This window comes from Helcococcus sp. KG196, from assembly GCF_046035495.1.
Taxonomy (GTDB): domain Bacteria; phylum Bacillota; class Clostridia; order Tissierellales; family Peptoniphilaceae; genus Helcococcus; species Helcococcus ovis.
Genome location: NZ_JBFNFI010000002.1, coordinates 115,198 through 139,884, shown reverse-complemented (window position 1 = coordinate 139,884; position 24,687 = coordinate 115,198). Strand labels below are relative to the sequence as shown.

Below are 24,687 nucleotides of genomic sequence, written 5' to 3'. Positions count from 1 at the left end.
GGATAAATATGGAAGAAATAAAAAAAATAACAGATTTTGAAAATTCAAGAGAATTTGGAAAATACATGCAAATGGTAAAAGGAGTTTCTGAAATTTTAGAAACGTTTGGAAATCCCTATTTTGTACCACATGACTCAGCATTAACCGATAAATCAATTATGAATGGTAAAGAAGTTTTAAACTTTGGAAGTTATAATTATTTGTGTTTATCAGGAGATCCGGAAGTTAATCAAGCTGCGAAAGAAGCGGTTGATAAATATGGTACAAGTGCAAGTGGTAGTAGATTATTAGCCGGTGAGAAAACTTTGCATAAAGAATTAGAAAAAGCAATTGCAGAATGGAAACATACAGAGGATGCTATAGTTTTAGTTGGAGGACACTCAACAAATGTAACATTTGTTGGGAATTTCTGTAATGAAAATGATTTGATTCTTTATGATATTTTGATGCATAATTCAGTAACTGAAGGTATCAGAATGAGCAGTGCTAAAGCTAAGAGATTTAAGCATAACGATTATGAAATGCTTGAAAGATTGGTAGAAAAAAACAGAGATAAGTATGAAAAAATTCTCATAATCGCAGAAGGTGTATACAGTATGGATGGAGATATTGCACCTATTGATGAATATGTAAGAATTAAGAAGAAATATGGATGTTTCTTAATGGTTGATGAAGCACATTCAGCATGTGTAATTGGTGAAAATGGGAAAGGAGTAGATGAATACTTTAATTTAGATCCAAATGATATAGATATAAAAATGGGAACATTATCTAAAGGGTTAGGAACTTGTGGAGGATATTTGGCAGGAAAGCATAGTTTAATTGAATATTTAAGATATTCTTTACCTGGGTTTGTATTTTCAGTAGGAATTTCACCGGTGTTAGCAGCTGCAACAAAGAAATCTGTTGAATTAATTCAAAGAGATAATAGTAGAGTGAAGAGTTTAAAATCTAATATTAAGTACTTTATAGAACAGGCAAAGTTAAGAGGATTAGACACTTGTCTTGCTAAAGAAAGTGCAATAATTCCTATATACGTAGGTGATGAGTCAATGTCATTTAAATTAAGTATGGAATTACAAGATGAAGGAATTTTTGTTCCACCGGCAGTTTATCCTGCTGTGCCTAAAAAAAGAGCTAGATTGAGATTTTGTTTAACAAGTGGTCATACATTTGAACAAATACAATACACCTTAGATAAAGTTCAAGAATTAATGAAAAAAGAGGGATTGTTATAGTGTCAAAAGTAGTTGTGATAACCGGTGCTTCAAAAGGTATAGGATTTGAAGCGGCTAAAGTTTTTAAAAAAAATAATTATAAGGTGTATGATTTAAGCAGAACGGGGAAAGATAGTGATATATCAAGTCATATTTACTGTGATGTAACAGATTATAATACTGTTGAGAGTGCTATAAATGAAGTAATTAATAGAGAAGGAAGGATAGATACAGTTATATCAAATGCAGGATTTGGGATTTCCGGATCAGTTGAAGGTCACTCATATAAAAATATAAGAAGTCAAATTGATGTAAATTTTGTTGGTTGTTCATTTTTAGCTAATGCAACATTAAAACATATAAGAAATACGAAGGGGCGTATAATTTTTATGTCTTCAGTTGCTGCGGTTATACCAATACCCTTTCAATCGATTTATTCAGCGACAAAGGCGGCGATTCTTTCATTAGCACAGTGTTTGGATAATGAATTGGAAGGTTCAGGGGCTAGAGCAATTGCTTTATTACCGGGAGATTTATCTACATCTTTTACAAAAAATAGAATAAAAAATGAATTCGAACCGGATTTTTATCATTTAAGAGTTGAAAATTCTGTAGGCAAAATGGAAAAAGATGAAATAAATGGAATGAAGCCTATTGTAATAGCTAACAAGTTATATAAATTAGCTACACAAAAGAATCCAAAAGTTAAGAGTAGTGTAGGAATATTATATAAATTTGCATTAGTTTTAGGTATGATTTTGCCTGTAAGATTAAAACAATTTATTATAAAAAAAATGTATGCTTAAAATAGGTGGTTAATTAATAAAAAGTCAAGTGAAAAACTTGACTTTTTAAGTGTTTAGATATAAAATATATTGATGTATCAGAGTTACCGTCTGATAATAATTACGTAGGAGGTATAATATGAGGGATAAGGTAAAACTTGCATGTTCGGAATGTAAACAAAGAAACTACGATACTATGAAAAATAAGAGAAATACTACAGATAGGATTGAACTTAAAAAGTATTGTAAATTCTGTGAAAAACATACTATTCACAAAGAAACTAAATAGGAGATTAGTATGAGTACAGAAAAAAAAGGATTCTTAAAAGGAATTAGAAGTGAATACGGAAAAATAGCTTGGCCAACAAAGAGTGAATTGTTAAAGGCAACATTTGTTGTTATTGTAACAATAGCTGTTGTTTCAGCAGTTACAAAATTGCTTGACATGCTATTTGGATTTATATTATCATTTACTGTTTAATAAGGAGTTAAAATGAACAACGAAAATATTGAACAAGCGAATTGGTATGTTGTTCATACTTATTCAGGATATGAAAATAAAGTTAGAAGTAAAATAGAAAATATGATTGAAAATGGGAAGGCTCACAATGTTTTTGATGTGAAAGTTCCTATGGAAGAGTATGAAGATATTAAAGGCGGAAAAAAAGTTTCAAAAGAAAGAAAGATTTTTCCAGGATATGTACTAATAAAAATGATTGTTGATTCTAAAAATTGGTATTTAATAAGAAATACAAGAGGGGTTACGGGATTTATTGGACCTGATGGAGAACCTGTGCCTTTGAGTGCGAAAGAAATTAGAGAATTTGGAATTGAAAAATCTGAACCGGTTCAAACTGTAAAACAAGTTGTAGAAATTGATTTAGAAATTGGGGATGAAATAGAAATTATTTCCGGACCGTTTAGCGGATTTAATGCAAAAGTTACAGCAATCAATACTGAAAAGCAATTTGTTACTGCATTAATTGATATTTTAGGTAGGGATACAGCAGCAGAAATAGAATTTACAGATATAAAACAATAATCGTTTTATTTAGTGGGAGGAAAGACCGCAATTAACCACATTAGTTATTTAGGAGGATATAATGGCTAAAAAAGTACAATCAATAGTTAAATTACAAATACCTGCAGCAAAGGCAACACCAGCACCACCAGTTGGTACAGCTTTAGGGCCAACAGGTATTAATATTATGGAATTTACAAAGGCATTTAATGCTAAGACACAAGAACAAGCAGGATTAATCATTCCTGTTGTAATCACAATCTATGCAGATAGATCATTTACATTTATTACAAAGACACCACCAGCACCTGTTTTAATAAAAAAAGCTTTAGGATTAGAAAGTGCTTCTGGTACACCAAATAAAGTAAAAGTAGGACAATTAACAAAAGCCCAAGTAAGAGAAATTGCTGAAACAAAAATGCCTGACTTAAATGCAGCATCATTAGAGGCAGCTGAAAGCATGATAGCTGGGACAGCAAGATCAATGGGGATTACAGTCGAAGAATAATAGTGGGAGGTTAACAACCGTTTAACCACAAGGAGGAAAATATGCCAAGAGTAGGGAAAAGATTTAAAGAAGTATCAAATTTAGTAGATAGAGAAAAATTTTATGAACTAGAAGAAGCTGTTGAATTAGTAAAAAAGGTTGCAACAGCAAAATTTGATGAAACAGTAGAATTGCATTTAAAATTAGGTGTTGACTCAAGACATGCTGACCAACAAGTTAGAAATACAGTAGTATTACCAAATGGTACAGGGAAAGATGTTAAAGTAGCTGTATTTGCAAAAGGTGAAAAAGTTAATGAAGCTTTAGAAGCAGGTGCAGATTTTGCTGGTGAAGATTTAATAGATAGAGTTCAAAAAGAAAATTGGATGGATTTTGATGTAGCTATTGCAACACCTGATATGATGGGACAAGTAGGTAAAGTAGCTAGAGTTTTAGGACCAAGAGGTTTAATGCCAAATCCTAAAGCTGGTACAGTAACATTTGATTTAGCTAAAGCTGTTAAAGAAGCAAAATCTGGTAAGGTTGAATACAGAACAGATAAGCAAAATATAGTTCACGTTGCTGTAGGTAAAGCAAGCTTTGGTGAAAAAGAATTATTAGAAAATATTAAAACATTGATTCGTTCAGTTATAAAAGATAAACCAGCTTCAGCTAAAGGTAAGTATTTAAGATCAGTAACAATTACAAGTACAATGGGACCTGGTGTAAAATTAAACACTGTTAGATTAATGGAATTATAATTTCTATAATTTAATATTGCATTATATTGAATAATGTGATATATTATACAAGTAAATTAAATAGGCTGCCAAAGACTATAGGTGGGTTTCCCTTAATTTCCTATATAGGAGCGATTATATGATTATTAACTCTCCTTATGTCTTTATGTCATAGGGAGATTTTTTATTAAAATTGTTCAAAAGTAGCCAAGAATTTTGGAGGTGAAAAGTGAGTCAATCAGCATTATCATTAAAACAACAAGTGGTAAGCGAGATTAAAGATGCTATTCAAAACTCTAAATCTGTAGTAATTGTAGAATACCGTGGATTAAATGTAGAACAAGTATCCGATTTAAGAAATAAGTATAGATCTGAAGGAGTTAGCTATAAAGTATATAAAAATACAATGGTTAAAATCGCTTTAGAAGAATTAGGATATGAAGGATTCGAAGAATATCTAGCAGGACCAAACGGTTTTGTATTCAGCAATGAAGATATGGTTGCAGGACCAAGGATTACAGTTAACTTTTCAAAAGAAAATGAAAAATTAGTTGTAAAAGCAGGTTTACTTGATGGAAAAGTTGTTGATGTAGAAGATGTAAAAGCATTAGCAAAATTACCAACAAGAGAAGTATTAGTAGCACAAGTATTAGGTGGATTAAATGCACCTATCGCTGGATTTGCAAATGTATTGCAAGGAACATTAAGACAAGTAGTTTATGCATTAAATGCAGTAAAAGAAAAACAAGAGCAAAATGCTTAATTTATGGAGGATAAGATGTCAGAAAAAGTAACAAAATTAGTAGAAGAAGTAAAAGAATTAACAGTTTTAGAATTATCAGAATTAGTTAAAGCTTTAGAAGAAGAATTTGGTGTTTCAGCAGCAGCACCAGTTGCAGTAGCAGCAGCACCAGTTGCAGGTGGCGAAGTAGCTGCAGCAGCAGAACAAACAGAATTTGATGTTGTTTTAGAATCAGCAGGTTCTGGAAAAATCAAAGTAATCAAAGTTGTTAGAGAAGAAACAGGCTTAGGATTAAAAGAAGCTAAAGAAATCGTTGATGGTGCACCAAAAACATTAAAAGAAAAAGTTTCTAAAGAAGAAGCAGAAGCATTAAAAGCTAAATTAGAAGAAGCTGGTGCAACAGTAGAAATTAAATAATTTAATTTACACATTAAAAAAAGAGCAGATGTATCTGCTCTTTTTTTATACTGTAAGTTAGTCACAATACTAGGGACAGTTGCAAAATAAAAGATAGCCCTTAAATTACAAAAAATTAATAAAACCATAAAACAAGCCCTAGATTTCAACATCTAGTGCTTGTTTTCGGTATAATATTAATATGAAAAGCAAAAATAATATACCATGCTTAAATTTTAATTTAAATCACGGGACAAATTCAATTTCTAAAGTATATAAATGTTTTGATTAAAACTTCAATTAAAAATTAAAAAGAAAAAGCTATTGCAAAATAACCAAAAAAGTTATTTCGCAACAGCCTCATGATATTATTATTCATTTTTTGAAGCTAATTTTGAATTAAATTTGTTCATATCCATCTTACCTTCCCAACGGTCTACAACAACTGCACATACCATTGAGCCGCATACATTTAACATTGTACGTCCCATGTCGACGATTGGATCAATTCCAAATACTGCACCTATACTATCAATTACACCTCCTAATCCGATACCGTTTAATGTAACTGTAGCTGCTACTGTAGCTGTTCCGGGTACACCTGCTATACCGATTGAACCGATGGTTACAACGATTACTAATAATACCAAGAATGATATATCTATTGTTACACCTGTTGCGGAAGCTACTAAAACACCAAGCATTGCAGGGAATACACCGGCACAACCATTCATACCAATTGTTGTACCTAATGTCCCGATAAAGTTAGCAGTTTGGTTTGATACACCCATTTCATTTTCTAATGTTGAGAGTGTATATGGTAATGTCCCGACACTTGAACGTGATGAAAATGCAAATAATAGTGTTGTAAATGCCTTTTTATAGAATTTGATAGGATTTACACCAACTGTTAGTAAAATTAATACATATACTAATAACATTATAATTACAGAAGTGTATAATGCAGTGATGAAGCCAATCATACCCATTATTGAATTAATACCATTTGAAATTATTGCATTTGCGACTAATGCGATTACGCCATAAGGCATAAATTTAATAATGTTAGTTAAAACACTGGTCACAGCAACTTTTGCTGATACTAGAAAATCCTTAAAAGGCTTTATTTTTTCCGGCTTTTTAGCTGATAAGAAACGCAATGCTGATGCAAATAAAGCAGCAACTATAACTACTGATACTATACTACTATTTGTAGACATTACTTGAAAAATATTATTAGGTATTAATTGTAAGAAAAATTGAGGAAAGCTTTGAGAAGCAATATTTTTCATTGACTCAATTTTTCCTTCTGTTAACTCCGCTGCGAAACCAGAAGCGTTTAGATTAAATATATTTACTACAATTATTGCAACTATAGCAGCTATAGCTGTTGTGCCTAAAAGTGTTAAAAATGATTTCCATGTTAAAGATTTAATGCTTCCACTTTTGATATTTGTCATTACTTCTATAATTGATAAAAATACTACCGGAACAGCAAGTAATTGAACAAGCTTTAAGAATCCACTACCTACAAGAGAATACCACGTAGTAATTTCAACACGAGCAAATTCTTTATATAGAGTATTTGTTGTTCCTAAAATGTCTAACCCTATTCCTAAAATTAAACCTATAACTAGAGATATTATCATTCTTTTTGCAAATGAAACTTTTTTGTCTTTTAATACTTTTAGTAAAAATATACTCGCAATTAAAAGTATTATAGCTATTATAGTATAGTAATTGCTGATTTTTAAGAAACCAGTAAAAAATTTATTATTTATCATAAATTTTCTCCTTAATTATAATTATGTTTTTTATTTGGCAGCATTTGCTGCTACATTTATTGCTTCCCATGTTGAAGCGAATGGAGGGGAGTATGCAAAATCAATAAATCCTAATTCGCTTGTTTTTAATCCTGCATAAATTGCTGTTGTTAATCCTGTCATACGTAAGATTGCATCTGATTTCCCAAATACCTGAGCCCCTAAAATAACTTTAGTATTTGCATCATAAACAAGCTTTATAGTTATTTTTGATTGACCGGGCCAATAGTTTGTATGATTATTTGTATTTACAATTGTAGTTTTAATATTAAAGCCTTTTTCAATTGCAAGTTTTTCTGTTAAACCAGTGCTACCGGCTTCGAAATCACCGACCTTAATTGAACAGCTTCCTAAAGTTCCGATAAACTCCTCATAATTTTTTTCATCTGATACAATATTGGTGCCTATTAATCTACCTAATTTATTTGCGGATGTTGCTAAAGGTAAGTAAATATCACCTATTATTTTGTGAGGGACTGTGGCACAGTCGCCGGCAGCAAATACATCTTTTATAGAAGTCCTTCCGAATTTATCAATAATAATTGCTCCATTAGGTAATTTGGCTAGATTTTCATCTTTAATGAATGATGTATTTGGTTTAAATCCTATAGCTAATATTACAGCATCCGCATCGAATTTATCATTAGTTGTAATAACCTTTTTAATAGCGTTATTTTCAGTAATCAGGTTTTCAAATTTTTCATTTAAAACTATTTTGATACCTTTTTCTTCTAATGCTTTTTGAATTTGATCAGAAAATTCTGGATCGAATGGTCCGTTTATTATTTTATCTGCACCTTGTATTAATGTAATTTTTTTACCTAAATGAGCTAGTTGTTCTGCTACTTCTATACCTATAAATCCAGCACCGACTATAACAATTTTTTCATAATTAGGTAAGTTTTTTTTCAATTTTTCAACATTTGATAATTTTGTAATGGTATAAAAATTATCAGAATTGATTCCATTTATGTTTGGAATAATAGGGACAGCTCCTGATGAAATCATAAGTTTATCATATGATTTTTCGAAAGTGATACCATTTTCTAAATTTTTAACTAGAATTTTTTTATCCTTGAAATTAATTTCTAATACTTCATGTTTTAACATTAGATTTATTCCGGATTCTTCTATTTGTTGAGGTGTACGAGCAAACATATTATTTGGGTCTTCAAATTGATTTCCTAAGTAATATGGTAATCCACACGCTCCAAATGATATGTAAGATTCTTTTTCTATTACAGTGATGTTAGTGTTTTTATTAACTCGTTTAGCTTTTGCTGCCACACTCATACCTGCAGCTATACCACCTATGATGATTATTTCCATTTTTCCTCCATAATTTAATGTTATTGATTCCTTTTTTATTTTATAATTAGTTTTTTTAATACTAATTAATAAAAGAATAAAAAAATCACTACAATGAAAAATATACCCAAAAGTTTTATTATTTATCAGTTGTTTGAATATTAATATTGATTTAGTTAAATCAAAAGTCATATCATAAACTTATATAGAAAAATGATTATTACAAATTTTTTCAAATATCTTATTATTTTTTTGATTTTCTTTATGATATTAATAAAAATTGAATTGTTTTATTTACTCTTAGAATGTATAATGTATATTGTTAATATAATTTATATATTAAATTTAAATAATATGATGAAGGGTAAAGTATGAGTGAACCACAAATACATAAGATTAATTATCAAATTAAGTTGGAGCAAATATTAGAAAAAGAGTCAAAAGTTGGTAGAATTCCAAAACTTTTATTACATAGTTGTTGTGCTCCATGTAGTACATATGTTTTGGAGTACTTAACACCATATTTTGATATTACAGTTTTATATTATAATCCAAACATTCATCCTACAGAAGAATTTTACAAGCGAGAAGCAGAACAAGAGAGATTTATAAATCTTGTTAATAAAGTAAATAAGATTGAACTTATGAAAACAGATTATAATCCTAAAGAATACTTTTCAGTTGTTAAAGGCCATGAGCTCGATAAGGAAGGTGGTCCACGATGTGGAATTTGTTTTAACCTTAGACTTGGATATGCTGCCAAATTTGCAAAAGAACATGGATTTGACTATTTTACAACAACTCTTTCTATTTCACCATATAAAAATTCACAATTGATAAATCATATTGGTGAAGAATTAGAAAAAAAATATAATGTAAGATATTTGTATGCTGATTTTAAGAAGAAGAATGGATTTAAGCGTTCTTTGGAGCTTTGTAAAAAATTTGATATATATAGACAAAATTATTGTGGATGTGTATTTTCATTAAAAGAGGCAAATGATAGAAGAAAGCAAAAAGAGTTAGAAGAACAAAAATTAATGGAACAGTTAAAAGAAGATATAAAAGGAGTAAATGCAAAATAGTTTGCATTTTATCTTTTTTTATCATACAATTATATTAACTTAATAATATTATCAAGAGAGACTGAGGGAATAGCCCCAATGAAGTCCGGCAACCTATTAAGTTAGGTGCTAAATGCTACAGGTGATCACCTGAAAGATAAGACAGACAGCCTTACTTTTCAGTGAGGTATTTTTGTTTTAAATAAAAATTATTTTAAGAAAGGAAGAGTTATGAAAAAATTATTAACATCAGAATCGGTTACACAAGGTCATCCGGATAAAGTATGTGACCAAATATCAGATGCTATTTTAGATGCTTATTTAAGTCAAGATGAAAATTCAAGAGTTGCATGTGAAGTCGTAGCTTCTTATAACACTTTGTTTATAACAGGAGAAATCACATCAAAAGGCAATGTAGATGTAGAACAAGTTGCAAGAGATGTTATTGCAAAAATAGGATACAATAAAAAAGAATATGGTTTTGAATCTAAAAATTGTGAAATTATTATAAAATTAAATGAACAATCTCCGGATATTGCATTAGGAGTAGATAATTCTCAAGAAGCTAAAGGACACAGCACTGACCCATATGATAAAATCGGGGCAGGAGATCAAGGTATGGTATTTGGATATGCAACAGATGAAACAGAAGAATATATGCCAATGCCTTTGATTCTATCCCACAAGCTAGCTAAAAAACTGGCGGAAGTTAGAGAAAATGGAGAACTAAGCTATTTAAGACCAGATGGGAAAACTCAGGTAACAGTTGAATATGTTGATGGTAAGCCTAAAAAGATAGAAACGATTTTAATTTCAACGCAACATGATGAAGACGTGACATTAGAAACAATTAGAAAAGATTTAATGGAAAAAGTTATTGCACCAATAATTGATAAATCTCTTGTGGATGAAAATACGAAATATCTTGTAAATCCAACAGGTCGATTTGTTATTGGTGGACCTGTAAGTGATAGTGGACTAACAGGAAGGAAAATAATAGTTGACACTTATGGGGGCTTTTCAAGACATGGCGGTGGAGCATATTCAGGAAAAGATGCATCTAAAGTTGATAGATCTGCATCATACATGGCAAGATATATTGCTAAAAATATGGTTGCAGCAGGACTTGCTAAAAAGTTAGAAGTAGGAGTTGCTTATTCAATAGGAATCGCAAAACCAGTTTCAATTTATGTGGATAGCTATGAAACAGGTGTTTTAGATGATGATAGATTGACAGAAATTGTTAAAGAAAAATTTGATTTAAGACCAGCAGCAATAATTGATACTTTAGGATTAAAAAAACCAATATTTGCACAAACTGCAGTATATGGACATTATGGTAGATGTGATGTAAATTTACCATGGGAAAGATTAGATAGAGTTGAAGAATTGAAGAAATTAATATAGTAAACCAAAAATCAACTTACGGCACTAGTCCTCGCTTCTTGAACTGTCCAAAAAAGTTGATTTTTGGTATAACTTTTTTGGACAGTTCACCTGTGGAACTAAGGAAGTGTCTACGTTGATTTTTGGCTTTTTATTAATATAAAATATATTTTGCAGTCAATATATGAAACTTTCATAAATTAAAAAGATTATTTCTAAAGTATGCTACCTAAATTTTTGAGTTGGATATAAAAATCTAAGCTAGATTTTAAAACCTATGGATTATTTATTCATACTTAAAGTGTTTATGCGGTTTAACTAGTTTTTTTTTCTTCGGATAATTAGTTATAGATGTAGTCTATATTGTTATTGGATATAAATTTGTAATTCTTATTATATAAAATTATGGTAGAAATGCGATAAAATGTTAATGTCAATATTGTTACATTTTTTTTATAATTAAAAGCAGACAGATTTCAAAATTTTACAGGTTTTGTCCGTAAAATTTTGAATATTTTGAAGAAAATAGCAGACAAAAAGCCTTTATTTGCCATTTTTGTCCGTAAATTTTAAGTAGGAATGTGAATTACTTCGATAAAAGCAGATGAAATTAATGAAATTAAACATTTCATCCGTAAAATATGCTGATAAAAGCAGATGAAAATGTTAAAAATAGAGATTTTATCCGTAAAATAGTTAAATATCTATAAGTTCGTGAATATAACCAATAGGTTTATATGATTTATGAGCAGTATAGCCACGTTTATGCTCATAAAAACTTGAATAGATTTGTAAATAATTTCCTTTTTTATTGTTAGTTTTTTAGAAATAAGCCATAAAATGCAATACTTATCATTACAGCACCATAGTACCATTTAGTTAATCTACACAGACACTTGGAGAAAAGAAATCCCTTATTTTATAGCACCATAGCACCATTTAGTAAATAAGAGAAAAATTTTTTTGTCAAGTTTTTTAGAATTTAAAAAATCTAGTAAATATGCCAGCTTAAAGTATGTGGGATATTAATTTAATCAAAAAAATCATGGTGCTAAATCATAAAGACGGGAAAAAATATATATTCAATTATAGTTTTGAAATATATTGACATATACAAAAAAATCTAATAAACTGATGTAGTAGGTAGTATTTTTAAATATAATATTAAATTTTAATTAAATATTTTCAAATGTTATCTACTAAATTTATTTTTAAATGAGGAAAATATGTGGTTCAAACCTAAAGTGATAGTTGCAGAATTTTTTGAGATATTAACAAAGTACGAAGTGATTTGAGGTTTGATATGGATAATTTTAAGAAATATAAATCTAAGACAATAAGTATAATTTCTTTTATTATATTTATTTTATTACAACTTATAACGTTAGTTCCGCCCATTATTATGAAAAATATAGTAGATGAATATATTCCTAAAAATAGTGTAGATAAGATTTTTTTAGGTATATTTTTATTTGTCCTAATTCCGTTTACATATATTACAATTCAGGCTATATTTAATTATATAACTATTGTATTTGCAAGAAAAAATGGTAATAAGTTATCTATAGATATTTTAAGTAATTTAATTAATCAAAATAAATCTTTTTTTGATAAAAATAATTCAGTCGAGTTGGCTACTTATGCTTCAAAGGAATCTGTAAATTATATAAATTTTTATGTATCTGAGCTTCCAAAATATTATGGCTTTATAATTATTTGTGTAGTGATTTTTGGATTAATATTAAGATATTCAATTTATCTATCTTTATTGCAATTATTTATTATACCTTTAGCTATATTTCCAATTAAAATAATATCTTCAAAATTAGATAAAAACATACGTAGTGTTTTAGAAAATAATGCTAAGTCAAATCAAATTAGAGCGGATATATTTAAAAGAATAGATACGGTAAAATCTTTAAGAATTGAGAACCAAAAGATTGATGAGGTTAAGGTAATAAATTCAAAAACATCAAAGATATGGGGGAAAATAGCAGCACTAGATATGATAACGGGTATTTGGATGACAGGATTTTTATCTATGTTATTTACCGGTTTAACATTTGGTATTGGAGCATATATTATTAGTCAAAATATCGAAATGATTTCTATTGGTGAATTGATATCTATACTCTCATTAGTTTCTATTTTGTATGTAAATATAAATAATATATTTAGAACTAATATTGAAATAAAAAAACATGATGCTGAAAATCATAAGTTATTTTCATATTTAACCTTAATAGGCGAGGATACGAAGGACAAGATAAATCTAAACAGCATAGATAGCATAAAAATTAACAAACTAAGTTTTTCATATAATGAAAATAAAAGTATAATAAAAGACTTTGATTTTGAATGTAAAAAAGGTGATTTTATAGGATTAATAGGGAAAAGTGGAGTAGGGAAATCTACCATTTTTAATTTATTACTTAAATTTTATGATGTGGAAAATAATATAATATTTTATAATGATATAGATATTAATAAAATAAACCCGTTAAGTATTAGAGATAATGTAACAAAAATTTCACAACAAATTGATTTATTTCCTGGAACTATTGAATATAATTTAAGACTTTCAAATAAAGAAGTATCGAATGAAGAAATACACGAAATATTAAAATTTGTTAAATTAGATAATTATATTTCAAGTTTAGAGGAGGGTATAAATACCGATATAGGAGAGGCTGGTAAGCTAATGTCCGGTGGAGAGATGCAAAGATTAGCATTAGCACAAGGTTTACTTAGAAAAAATAATGTATTATTATTAGATGAAATAACATCAAATATAGATAAGAATACTGAAAAAATTATTAAGGAAAATATATTGAAGTTGCATAATACTGGGGAATATATTATAATAGCAATCAGTCATAACAAGGAATTTCTTGAGGATTGTGATAAAATTTATGAACTTAAATAGAATTAAAATAATAATTTTTTAATGTCTTTATCATTAAAATAAGGGAAAATAGAAAAACTAAAATAAAAAAAATCAACGTAGGCACCTCCGCAGAGTTCGCAAGAACTAGAGGATTAGTGCCGAGAGTTGATTTTTTTATTCTTTAATAAACACTAACCTATTTTCTTCTGACAATTCTTCACTATATGACAATTCATCTTTAATCTTTTTTAATTTTTCTGTAGATTTAATATTATTTTTTGCAAGATATGATACCATCCATCCACGTCCTTTTTTTGAGGTTGTTGAATGAGTTTTTAATTTACCATTTTTATTTTCATAAAATTCAAAGTCTATCCAATTGTAGTTTGATTTATCGAATAAATCTGAAAATTCATTACTTGCAAGGTTTAATACAGTTTCACCATTTGGAATTTCTAGATTGTATAATGGTTTCCAAAAGGATTTTAGAGTTGTATTATCAATTTTTATTTTTGATAGAAAATCAAGTCTATAAGGCTTTATAAGTGTATTTGGAGAAATTGGACCATATAAAGCTGATAAAATAAGCAAATTTTCGTTTAAGTATTTTAATTGTTCATCATTAAATGAAGATGGGTTCATGATTTTGTAAGATAAACCATTATACATAAAAAGAGCTAGATAAGTTATATTTTTACTGAATGATGAAATGTAGCCTTTTACTGTTTCTAAAATACTGTCATTAATTTTTAATTTTTTCTTTAACTCTTCATCTGATAATTTTTGTAATTCATTAATTATTTTGTGAGTTTCTTCTGTTAAAATCCAATCTGTATTAATTGGATTATCTAATTTCATATCTTTTGTAGGTGAGAATATTATTTTCATAGTAATCCTTTCTAGTTTAATACTTTAATTATAGCAAAAAATACAAGAGTTTATGTGATATAATTTATATAAGTGAGGTTTTATGGATTTAGAATACTTTATGAATGAGGCAATAAAAGAGGCTAAAAAGGCTTTAGAAAATGGAGAAGTTCCAATTGGAGCAGTTGTGGTTTTAGATGGAAAGATTATTGGGAGAGGACACAATATGGTTGAAACTAATAATCATGCATTTGAACATGCAGAAATAAACGCAATAAAAGAAGCTGAAGATTATATTGGAGATTGGAGACTTGATGGTGCGGTTTTATTTACTACATTGGAGCCATGTATAATGTGTGCAGGGGCAATAATTCATAGTAGGATTAAAACTTTGGTATTTGGTGCGAAGGATGTGCAAAGAGGATTTGCAGGCTCTATATTAAATGTTGTTGATGATGGTATTTTTAACCATAGAGTTGAGGTTGTTTCAGGAATTAAATCTCAAGAATGTAAAGAATTAATAGATAATTTTTTTAAGGAAAAACGTAAGAAGAAGTAGGTGATATACATGGAATTTACACATTTACATTTACATACAGAATATAGCCTTTTAGATGGTTTTGCTAAAATTGACAAAGTATTAGATAGATGTGTTGAATATGGAATGAAATCTGTAGCGATTACAGACCATGGAGTGATGTTTGGAGTTATAGATTTTTATAAAAAGGCAAAAAAAAGAGGAATAAAACCAATTATTGGGTGTGAGATATATTTAAGTGAGGGCTCTTATTTAGAAAAAACACCTCAAAATAAAAAAAGATATCATTTAATTTTACTTGCTGAAAATTGGATAGGATATCAAAATTTAATAAAAATTGTTTCAGAGAGTTTCATCAATGGATATTATTACAAACCTAGAGTTGATAAAAGTGTATTGAAAAAATATTCTGAAGGGATAATAGCATTGTCAGCTTGCATGAGTGGTGAAGTCCAAATTCATATAAGAAATAATGAAATAGAATTTGCTAAAAAATCTGCTTTAGAATATAAGGAAATATTTGGTGAAGATAACTTTTATTTAGAATTACAAGATCATGGGCTTTTAGAACAAAAGAAAATTAATAAATATCTAAAAGAATTTAGTAAAGAATTAGAAATTCCACTAGTTGCTACAAATGATGTTCATTATACAGATCAGGAAGATGCAAAAATTCAAGATATTTTAATGTGTATATCAACAGGAAAGACTGTTGATAATCTTGATAGAATGAGATTTCCAAATTCTCAATTTTATTTTAAGAGTCCTAAAGAAATGGAAAAATTATTTCAGGATACTCCAGAGGCACTTATAAATACACAAGTTATAGCAGAAAGATGTAATGTTGATTTTAAGTTTCATGATATGCATTTACCATTTTTTGATATTCAAGAAAATCATGAACAATATTTAAGAGAACTTGTGTTTAGCGGACTTAAAAATAAATATAATGAATTAACTGAAAATATAATAAATAGAGCTAATGAAGAACTTGATATAATCAATAAAATGGGTTTTACGGATTATTTCTTAATTGTATGGGATTTTATTGACTATGCTAAAAAGCAAGGTATAGCTGTAGGACCTGGAAGAGGGTCAGCTGCCGGGTCAATAGTTTCGTATTCATTGGGAATTACAGGATTGGATCCTATAAAATATGATTTACTTTTTGAAAGATTTTTAAATCCTGAGAGAGTATCAATGCCTGATATTGATATTGATTTTGATTATGAAAGAAGAAATGAAGTAATTGAATATGTAAAAGAAAAATATGGGGAAAGTAATGTGGCTCAAATAGTTACATTTGGAACGTTAGCTGCCAGAAATGCAATTAGAGATGTAGGTAGAGTTACATCAGTTAATAGTGATGTTGTTGATAAAATTGCAAAGCAAGTACCTCAAGAAATAAATATGACTATAAAAAAAGCTCTTAATATCTCGGAAGATTTTAGAAAGTCTTATGAGGCTTCCGATGAAAATAAAAAACTTATTGATACAGCGATGCAAATAGAAGGAATGCCGAAAAATACATCTACTCATGCAGCAGGTGTAGTAATAGCATCTAAACCATTAAATGAATTTGTCCCATTATATATAGGAGATAAATCTATTCTTACTCAATACAATATGACGGAACTTGAAGAATTGGGTTTATTGAAAATGGATTTTTTAGGTCTTCGTACGCTGACAGTTATAAGTGATTCTATAAAATTGGTAAAATACAATAAGGGAATAGATATAGATATTGAAAATATAGATTTAAATGATAAAGAAGTTTTGAATATTTTTAATGTTGCAGAAACAATAGGGGTATTTCAATTTGAATCAGAAGGAATGCGAGCGTTTTTGAAAGAATTGAAACCTACGAGGTTTGATGATCTTATAGCAGCAAATTCACTATTTAGACCTGGCCCCATGAATGAAATTCCAAATTATATCAGAAATAGACACAATAAAGAGTTAGTAACATATCTTCACCCTTTATTAGAATCTATTTTAGAGCCAACATACGGAACGATAGTATTTCAAGAACAAGTTATGCAAATTGTACAGAAGTTAGCAGGTTTTTCATTAGGAGAAGCTGATAATTTAAGACGTGCAATGGGGAAAAAGAAAATGAAAGTCATGGAAGAAAATAGAGAATATTTTATTTATGGAAGGATTGAAAATGGAGAAATATCAGTTCCGGGATGCCTTAGAAATGGAATTGATGAAGATATAGCAAATAAAATTTATGATTTGATGATTGATTTTGCAAAATATGCATTTAATAAATCACATTCTGCGGCATATTCCTTTGTTGCATTTCAAACAGCTTGGCTTAAAGTTCATTATCCGGAAGAGTTTATGGCATCATTATTATCTTCTGTAATGGGAAGCTCAGATAAAGTTTATCTTTATATAAAAGAAGCAAAAAAAATGGGAATAGAAATATTATTGCCTAGTGTAAATTCATCTTATAAAAATTTTTCGGTAGAAGGCAGAAAAATCAGAATTGGACTTTCTGTAATAAAAAGCTTAGGAGTTAATATTGTTGAAGCAATAGTAAATGAAAGAAAAAAGGGCAAATTTAAGGATTTTGATGATTTTGTTGAAAGAATGGTAAATAATTCAGAAGCCAAACTAAACAAAAAATCTTTAGAATATTTAATTTTTTCCGGAGCTATGGATGGATTTGGACTGAATAGAGCACAGATGGTTTCAATATGTGAAAGAGCTGTAGAGAGATATTCAAAAAGCAATAACAATATAATTGGACAGGAAGATATATTTTCAATGATAAATGGAAATAATTTTAAAATTGAAGTCCCAAAAATACCGGAATTTTCAAAGGTAGAGATGTTAAAAAAAGAAAAAGAATATATAGGGGCATATATTACAGATCACCCTTTTAGTTCGTATGAGAAATTAGTTTCCAATTATGTTGATTTTACTACATTAGATTTAATTGAGGAAAAAGTTAAATATGATAAAAATGTAATATTTTCTGGCATAATAATTTCAGTTAAAGCAATTTTTACAAAACAAAATAGAAAAATGTGTTTTATAGAGTTAGAAGATATTTACGGAAAAATAGAAGCTGTTGTTTTTCCGCAAATATATGAAAAATACAAGGAAATATTAATAGAGGATAAGGCGGTTCTCATAAATGGAAAATTACAAATAAATGATAATAGAGCTGCAAATATAATAATTAATAATATAAGAGAAATAAATAACGAAATTTTTTCACAAAATAGTGAAAGAAATGGTATAATATACGAGGACAAAGTTCTATATTTAAAAATGAAATATTCAGATAAAAATATATATTCTAAAATTAGAAATGAATTACTTAAATATAAAGGAAAATCTGAGGTAGTTATTTATTTTTATGATATAAGTAAATCAGTTTCATTAAAAAATATAAAAATAAATTTAGATTTAACTTTGATAAATAGTTTAGTAAATTTACTAGGCAATGATAGTGTAATAATAAAGTAGGAGGAAGTATGAAGACAATTGGTATCTTGACTTCAGGTGGAGATGCACCTGGGATGAATGCCGCTATTAGAGCTATTGCAAGAACTGCATTTGCAAATGGTTTAAGAGTAAAAGGAATAAGAAATGGTTTTGATGGTTTAATCAAAGGTGATATATATGAAATGAATATATCATCTGTAGCAGATATTGTTCACAAAGGTGGTACAATTTTAGGTTCTGCAAGATCTTTGGAATTTAAGACTAAAGAAGGTCAAGACAAAGCTATGGAAATCATTAAAAACTTTGATATAGATGGAATAGTTGTATTAGGTGGAGATGGATCATTCCAAGGAGCAAATGTATTACATGAAAGAGGAATTAAGACAATAGGGATACCATGTACCATTGATAATGATATGGGATATACAGATTGGACAATAGGGTTTGATACAGCCGTTGAAACATGTAAAGAAGCTATAAGCAAATTAAGAGATACATCATCATCTCATGGTAGAGGAAATGTGGTTGAAGTAATGGGAAGAAACTGTGGGGACATTGCACTTTATGCAGGTGTTGCAGGAGGTGCGGAAAGTATTTTAGTTCCTGAAGTTCCGGTTGATATGGAACAGGTTATTTCAAGAGTTCAAAGAGGTAAAGCTAGAGGTAAATTACATCATATCGTTGTTGTAGCTGAAGGTATAGGAAATCCACAAAATATAGCAAAAGAAATCCAAGATAAAACAGGAGTTGAAACAAAATTAACTATTTTAGGTCATGTTCAAAGAGGTGGAAGCCCTGCATTAAGAGATGCAATTATGGCAAGTGAAATGGGGGTTAAGGCTGTTGAATTGTTGATGGAAGGTAAGAGCTCTTTAGCAATTGGTATTAAAGGAGGTAAAATATTTTCAATGTATATACCAGATGCTATAAAAATTAAGAGTGAATTTAACACGGAATTATACACAATAGCTAGTATATTAGCAAATTAGGAGGGATTATAATGAAAAGAACAAAAATTGTATGTACAATTGGACCGGCTTCTGAATCAGAAGACAAATTAAAGGAATTAATGGAAATGGGAATGAATGTTTGTCGCTTGAATTTTTCACATGGCGATCATTCAGAACATTTACAAAGAATTCAAAATATTAAAAAAGTTAGAGAAAAATTAGGCAACTATACTGCGATTATGTTGGATACAAAAGGACCAGAAATTAGAATTGGTACTTTTAAGGATGGTATGGTTGTAAGTTTAAAATCCGGGGATAAATTTACACTAACAACAAGAGATATTGTTGGTGACCAATCAATCGTTTCAGTTTCATATAAAGATTTACCAAAAGATTTAGTTCCGGGAAATAGAGTTTTAATTGATGATGGTTTAGTAGAATTTGTCGTAGATTCAATTGAAGATACAGAAATTCATACAACTGTTGTTAACTATGGTGATATTAAAGATAGAAAAGGATTAAATGCACCAAGTATCAAAATTAATCTACCAGCATTAACAGAAAAAGATATTAATGATATTAAATTTGGTGTTGAAAACGGAATTGATTTTATTGCAGCATCATTTATTAGAAAAGCAGATGACGTTTTAGCAATTAGAAAAGTTTTAGAAGAATGTGGCGGAGAACATGTACACATAATCTCAAAAATTGAAAGTGAAGAGGGTGTTGAAAACTTAGATGAAATCATTGAAGTATCAGATGGTATAATGGTTGCTAGAGGGGATTTGGGTGTTGAAGTTTCAAATGAAAGAGTTCCTTTGGTACAAAAAGAAATTATTAGAAAATGTAATTTATTAGGAAAACCTGTTATAACAGCTACTCAAATGTTAGATTCAATGATAAGAAATCCGAGACCAACAAGAGCTGAAGTAAATGACGTTGCTAATGCTATTTTAGATGGTTCTGATGCAATTATGTTATCAGGAGAAACAGCAGCAGGTAAATATCCGGTTGAAGCTGTAGAAACGATGAAAAGAATTGCATTACATATTGAATCATCAATTGACTATAAAAAAGCTGTTGAATCAAGAAAAGAATGGATTGAAAGTGATCCAACTAATGCAATTTCTAATTCGGTATCAAGAATTGCAGAGCAATTAAATGCTAATGCTATTGTTGCAGCTACAACATCAGGTGGTACAGCAAGATCAATTTCTAAATTTAGACCTGAAACTCAAATTATTGCTACAACACATATCCCAGAGGTTGCAAGAAAATTATCATTGGTATGGGGTGTTTATCCAATATTAACAAAGAGAGTTGAATTAACAGATCAATTAATTGACAATTCAATTTCAGAAGCACTGAAAAATAAATTTATCAATGAAGGTGATTTAATAGTATTATCAGCAGGGATTCCAGTTGCGACACCTGGTTCAACAAATATGTTAAAAGTTCATACTGTTGCTAAAATTCTTTCACAAGGACAACCAATAGGAAAGAGTTCTGTAGTTGCGAGAGCTTGTGTTGTTGAAACATCAGAACAACTAAAGGATAAATTTATGGATGGAGATATTATTGTTGCTAAGTATACAGATGCAGAAATGATTCCATTCATTGAAAAATCAGCAGGTATTATTGTAGAACAAGGTGGTTTGACATCTCATGCAGCAATTACAGCATTAAATTACAAATTACCGGCAATTATCGGTGCTGATTTGACAAAAGAAAAGATTGAAAATGGACAATTAATAACATTAGACGCTTATGCAGGTATCGTATATGACGGTTCAGCAAAAGTTATGTAATAAAAAAATTTAAGTATAATTTAAAATATTAAAATAAACAAGGGGGTATAGCAAAATAACTAAAAATGTTATTTTGTAATTCTCCCTTGTTTTATTTTTTTTTATTTATTTTTTTGAAAACTTTCGCATTAAATTTTATTTTATTAAAATAAATTAACTTTTTTGTAACTTGTGTAATGTTTTTTAATCTTTTTGTAACTTTTTGTGTTATAATATTTTTTGGGTAGGTACATATGATTAGATTTGAAAATGTTAATAAAAAATATTCAGATAAAATTGTAGCGATAAACAATGTTTCATTTGAAGTAAAAAATGGAGAATTTGTATTTATTACAGGTGCAAGTGGAGCAGGAAAATCTACAATTACTAGATTATTATTAAAAGAGATAGACCCGGATGGTGGGAAGTTATATCTGATGGATGAGGATATTACAAAAGTTTCAAGAAGAATGATTCCAAAAATAAGAACAACAATAGGAGTAGTTTTTCAAGATTTTAGATTATTAGCAAATAGAACGGTTTATGAAAATATAGAATTTGTTTTAGATGTAAAAGGTTTATCAAGAAAAGATAAAAGAGAAAAGATAGATGAAGTGTTAGATATTGTTCATTTAAAGCATAGAAAAAAGGCTTATCCGAATGAATTATCCGGAGGGGAAAAGCAAAGATTATCTATAGCTAGAGCGTTATCCATTGAACCAAAGATAATATTAGCTGATGAACCAACCGGTAATTTGGATCCTAATACTGCGTGGGAAATTATGGATTGTTTTGAAGAAGTTAATAAAAAAGGCACAACTGTAGTTATAAATACACATTCAAAGGAAATTGTTGATAAAATGCAAAAAAGAGTAATTTCTTTGGCAAACGGAAATATTATTAGAGATTCCGTAGGAGGTTATGATGAAAGCATTTAGAAAATTAATTAATACCCTTAAAGAGGGACTTAAAGGAATATGGAAACATAAAAATTTAGGTCTTGTATCAATAACATCGACATTTTCTACACTTTTTGTAATAGGTATTATAATTATTATTACAGTGAGCATAAATAATGTAGCTTTACAGATACAAGGTAAAGTAAATGATGTTGAAATTTTTATAAAAAAAGATGCTACAGAAGTGCAAATTGCAGAGTTAAAACATAAAATAGAAACATCTCCAATAAAAAAGATTGTAGAATATAGATCTTCAAAACAGGCTTTGTCTATAATGAAACAGAGTTGGGGTGACAATTCTAAGTTGCTGGATAATTTAGAATTGGAAAAAGTTTTACCATCATCATTCATAGTAAAATTAGAAGATATATCTCAAACTAAAGAATTTGCAAAATCTTTACAAAGTGACAATATCATTGAAGAAATAAATTATTATAAAGATTTAGTTGATAAAGTTTATAAAGTATCAAATTATGTAAAAATATTTGGAGCGATTTTGGTTGCTGTATTGATGGTAGTATCATTGTTTATAATTTCAAATACTATAAAATTAACAGTAGTTTCTAGGATAAATGAGATTGCGATAATGAAAAACGTTGGTGCAACTAATAATTACATAAGAATACCATTTATTATAGAGGGTATTTTTTATAGTTTATTAGCATCTATATTATCATTTATGGCTGTGTATTACCTATATAGATTTGTTTATATAAATTTTGGGGCGAGATTACAAAGTAACTTTACAATATTAAGTTTAATTAACCCTGAATTGTTGAAAGTAAGTTTATTCCAAATTATTAATTCATTGGGATTAGGAATAGGTGTAATAGGATCAATTTTCTCAATAAGGAGATATTTAATTAATAGAGAGGTAAAATATGTCAAGTAGGAAAAAATATATAAGATTTACAGCTTATGTTTTATCTATGATTTTGTTATTTGGAAATACAAAGTTTAATCACGCTTCTAATTTAAATCAAAAATTAAATAATACAAAAGATTCTTTAAATAAAATTGATTATGATATTGAAGCTAGAAATTATAAAATTGATAGTTATCAAGAAGAAATTGATGTAAATAAGGATGTTAAAAAGTCAATAAATGAAGAACTTTTGAAATTGCAGAAAGATAAAGCCTCTCTAGAGGAGCAGGTTGGTTTTTTAAATGGTGAGATTCAAAAAACTTTAAATAAAATCTATGAAAATGAAACTCAAATTTTAGAAATAAAAGATAAAATAATTAAAAATGAAAAAGAAGTAGAAGAAGTAAAGAAGAAAATATTAAAAAATACAAAATTATTAAAAGAAAGATTAGTAATTATGTATAAAATGGGAGATGCTCAAAAAGTAGAGGTTTTATTATCATCGAAAAATTTTAATGATTTTTTATCAAGAAATAAGATGATGACAACAATTACAAAAAATGATAAAAGTTTAATTCAAACATTAAAAACAGATAAAGAAAAATTAGATAAATTAATAAATGAATTAAATGGTCAGAAAAAAGTTTTAGAAATTACAAAACAAAATCTAAAAAAAGAAAAATCTGATTTAGATTCTCAGAAATCAGTTAAAGATAAATTGTTAAATGAAGTAAGAGCTAAAGAAGGGGAAAAATCTAAAAAGATTGAAGAATTAGATAAATATATAAGTGACTATGAATCAAAAATAAGTGAAAAGATTTCTGAAAAAAGGAGTTTACAAGAAAAAAAAGAATCTTTACAAAGTGAAATTGCAGATTTGGAAAGAAAAATTGAAGAAGAGGCTGAAGAAGCAAGATTGGAAGCTCTTAGAATCAAAAAAGCGGAATTGGATGAAATAAATACTTCAACTCACAATCATGGCAATGGTCAATTAGCATGGCCAACTGATGCAACTTATATTTCAAGTTATTTTGGATGGAGATCCGGTTTTACATTACAAGATGGTTCTTGGTATAATGGAGGATTCCATACTGGAGTGGATTTAGCCGGACCATTAGGCACAAATATATATGCAGCAGAAGATGGGGTTGTAACATTTGCCGGATGGAATGATTATGGTTATGGGAATTTAATTATAATTGATCATGGCAATGGAATGACAACAAGATATGCTCACCTAAATAGCGTACCTGTTTCGGTTGGACAACGTGTAAGTAGAGGACAATATATTGCTCCTATGGGAACTACGGGATATTCAACCGGTTCACATTTGCACTTTGAAGTAAGAATAAATGGAGAAGCACAAAATCCATTGTCTTATATTAGGTAATAAGATTAGGTAC

22 protein-coding genes, 1 riboswitch and 1 other annotated feature are annotated in these 24,687 nt (G+C 28.7%); of the genes, 19 read left to right on the top strand and 3 right to left on the bottom strand.

Translation table 11 applies throughout. The annotated features are described in order from the left end of the window. Positions 1-8: 8 nt before the first annotated feature. The 9 genes from ABGF45_RS01805 (at position 9) to rplL (ending at position 5,409) form a co-directional block, all read left to right on the top strand. A complete protein-coding gene (locus tag ABGF45_RS01805; RefSeq protein ID WP_134710373.1) occupies positions 9-1,238 on the top strand; it encodes an aminotransferase class I/II-fold pyridoxal phosphate-dependent enzyme in 1,230 nt (409 codons plus the stop codon). Beyond that, entirely contained in the window at positions 1,238-2,023 is a 786-nt protein-coding gene (locus ABGF45_RS01800) for an SDR family NAD(P)-dependent oxidoreductase (RefSeq protein ID WP_408112562.1), read from the top strand. Before ABGF45_RS01805 ends, ABGF45_RS01800 begins: the two co-directional genes overlap by 1 nt. 118 nt (positions 2,024-2,141) lie before the next feature. Continuing rightward, positions 2,142-2,291, top strand: a complete 150-nt coding sequence (gene rpmG / locus ABGF45_RS01795; RefSeq protein ID WP_134710376.1) for a 50S ribosomal protein L33 — start codon at positions 2,142-2,144, stop codon at positions 2,289-2,291. Positions 2,292-2,300: 9 nt separating this feature from the next. Further along, positions 2,301-2,483, top strand: a complete 183-nt coding sequence (secE, locus tag ABGF45_RS01790; protein WP_134710378.1) for a preprotein translocase subunit SecE — start codon at positions 2,301-2,303, stop codon at positions 2,481-2,483. A gap of 12 nt (positions 2,484-2,495) precedes the next feature. Continuing rightward, a complete protein-coding gene (gene nusG, locus ABGF45_RS01785) occupies positions 2,496-3,044 on the top strand; it encodes a transcription termination/antitermination protein NusG (protein ID WP_408112563.1) in 549 nt (182 codons plus the stop codon). Between the two features lie 61 nt (positions 3,045-3,105). After that, positions 3,106-3,531, top strand: coding sequence for a 50S ribosomal protein L11 (rplK, locus tag ABGF45_RS01780; RefSeq protein ID WP_134710382.1), 426 nt, complete (start codon positions 3,106-3,108; stop codon positions 3,529-3,531). A gap of 41 nt (positions 3,532-3,572) precedes the next feature. Further along, positions 3,573-4,271: a 50S ribosomal protein L1 gene (gene rplA / locus ABGF45_RS01775; protein WP_134710384.1), complete on the top strand. Its 699-nt coding sequence runs from the start codon at positions 3,573-3,575 to the stop codon at positions 4,269-4,271. A 50-nt stretch (positions 4,272-4,321) separates the two neighbouring features. Next, positions 4,322-4,445 (top strand) — a sequence feature (ribosomal protein L10 leader region). A gap of 34 nt (positions 4,446-4,479) precedes the next feature. Further along, positions 4,480-5,013 carry a 50S ribosomal protein L10 gene (gene rplJ, locus ABGF45_RS01770; RefSeq protein ID WP_134710386.1) on the top strand — a complete coding sequence of 178 codons (534 nt, stop codon included), beginning with the start codon at positions 4,480-4,482 and terminating at the stop codon, positions 5,011-5,013. 15 nt (positions 5,014-5,028) lie between these two features. Then, entirely contained in the window at positions 5,029-5,409 is a 381-nt protein-coding gene (rplL, locus tag ABGF45_RS01765; protein ID WP_134710388.1) for a 50S ribosomal protein L7/L12, read from the top strand. A 350-nt stretch (positions 5,410-5,759) separates the two neighbouring features. Here the strand turns inward: rplL and ABGF45_RS01760 are convergent, their stop codons facing one another. Further along, a complete protein-coding gene (locus ABGF45_RS01760; protein WP_134743819.1) occupies positions 5,760-7,172 on the bottom strand; it encodes a cation:dicarboxylate symporter family transporter in 1,413 nt (470 codons plus the stop codon). Positions 7,173-7,202: 30 nt separating this feature from the next. Beyond that, the gene (locus tag ABGF45_RS01755) at positions 7,203-8,540 is read right to left on the bottom strand and encodes a CoA-disulfide reductase (RefSeq protein ID WP_134710392.1); all 1,338 of its coding nucleotides are present in this window, start codon (positions 8,538-8,540) and stop codon (positions 7,203-7,205) included. Between the two features lie 350 nt (positions 8,541-8,890). Between ABGF45_RS01755 and ABGF45_RS01750 the strand changes: the two genes are divergently transcribed. From ABGF45_RS01750 to ABGF45_RS01740, 3 genes are all read left to right on the top strand, one after another. Then, positions 8,891-9,604: an epoxyqueuosine reductase QueH gene (locus ABGF45_RS01750; protein WP_134710394.1), complete on the top strand. Its 714-nt coding sequence runs from the start codon at positions 8,891-8,893 to the stop codon at positions 9,602-9,604. Between the two features lie 45 nt (positions 9,605-9,649). Beyond that, positions 9,650-9,747, top strand: a riboswitch (SAM riboswitch). A gap of 67 nt (positions 9,748-9,814) precedes the next feature. Next, positions 9,815-10,990 (top strand): methionine adenosyltransferase, encoded by a 1,176-nt coding sequence (gene metK / locus ABGF45_RS01745; RefSeq protein WP_134743820.1) that lies wholly within the window; start codon positions 9,815-9,817, stop codon positions 10,988-10,990. Positions 10,991-12,272: 1,282 nt separating this feature from the next. Then, positions 12,273-13,895: an ABC transporter ATP-binding protein gene (locus tag ABGF45_RS01740; protein WP_134743821.1), complete on the top strand. Its 1,623-nt coding sequence runs from the start codon at positions 12,273-12,275 to the stop codon at positions 13,893-13,895. Positions 13,896-14,030: 135 nt separating this feature from the next. On the opposite strand, the gene yaaA is transcribed toward ABGF45_RS01740, so the two are convergent. After that, positions 14,031-14,744, bottom strand: a complete 714-nt coding sequence (gene yaaA / locus ABGF45_RS01735; RefSeq protein ID WP_134743822.1) for a peroxide stress protein YaaA — start codon at positions 14,742-14,744, stop codon at positions 14,031-14,033. Between the two features lie 82 nt (positions 14,745-14,826). Here yaaA and tadA point away from each other — a divergent pair, with 82 nt between their 5' ends. The 7 genes from tadA (at position 14,827) to ABGF45_RS01700 (ending at position 24,674) form a co-directional block, all read left to right on the top strand. Continuing rightward, positions 14,827-15,282, top strand: a complete 456-nt coding sequence (gene tadA / locus ABGF45_RS01730) for a tRNA adenosine(34) deaminase TadA (RefSeq protein ID WP_134710406.1) — start codon at positions 14,827-14,829, stop codon at positions 15,280-15,282. 9 nt (positions 15,283-15,291) lie between these two features. After that, the gene (locus ABGF45_RS01725) at positions 15,292-18,744 is read left to right on the top strand and encodes a DNA polymerase III subunit alpha (protein ID WP_408111739.1); all 3,453 of its coding nucleotides are present in this window, start codon (positions 15,292-15,294) and stop codon (positions 18,742-18,744) included. An 8-nt stretch (positions 18,745-18,752) separates the two neighbouring features. Further along, complete coding sequence (gene pfkA, locus ABGF45_RS01720; protein ID WP_134710407.1) at positions 18,753-19,712, top strand: 6-phosphofructokinase; 960 nt, start codon at positions 18,753-18,755, stop codon at positions 19,710-19,712. 11 nt (positions 19,713-19,723) lie between these two features. Beyond that, the gene (gene pyk, locus ABGF45_RS01715; RefSeq protein WP_134710409.1) at positions 19,724-21,481 is read left to right on the top strand and encodes a pyruvate kinase; all 1,758 of its coding nucleotides are present in this window, start codon (positions 19,724-19,726) and stop codon (positions 21,479-21,481) included. Positions 21,482-21,714: 233 nt separating this feature from the next. After that, on the top strand, positions 21,715-22,398 hold the full coding sequence (gene ftsE, locus ABGF45_RS01710) for a cell division ATP-binding protein FtsE (RefSeq protein WP_134710411.1): 684 nt from the start codon (positions 21,715-21,717) through the stop codon (positions 22,396-22,398). Next, positions 22,385-23,311, top strand: coding sequence for a permease-like cell division protein FtsX (gene ftsX / locus ABGF45_RS01705; protein ID WP_167554136.1), 927 nt, complete (start codon positions 22,385-22,387; stop codon positions 23,309-23,311). The genes ftsE and ftsX overlap by 14 nt, the downstream gene beginning before the upstream one ends. Continuing rightward, positions 23,301-24,674, top strand: a complete 1,374-nt coding sequence (locus tag ABGF45_RS01700) for a murein hydrolase activator EnvC (protein WP_134743823.1) — start codon at positions 23,301-23,303, stop codon at positions 24,672-24,674. The genes ftsX and ABGF45_RS01700 overlap by 11 nt, the downstream gene beginning before the upstream one ends. Positions 24,675-24,687: the final 13 nt, after the last annotated feature.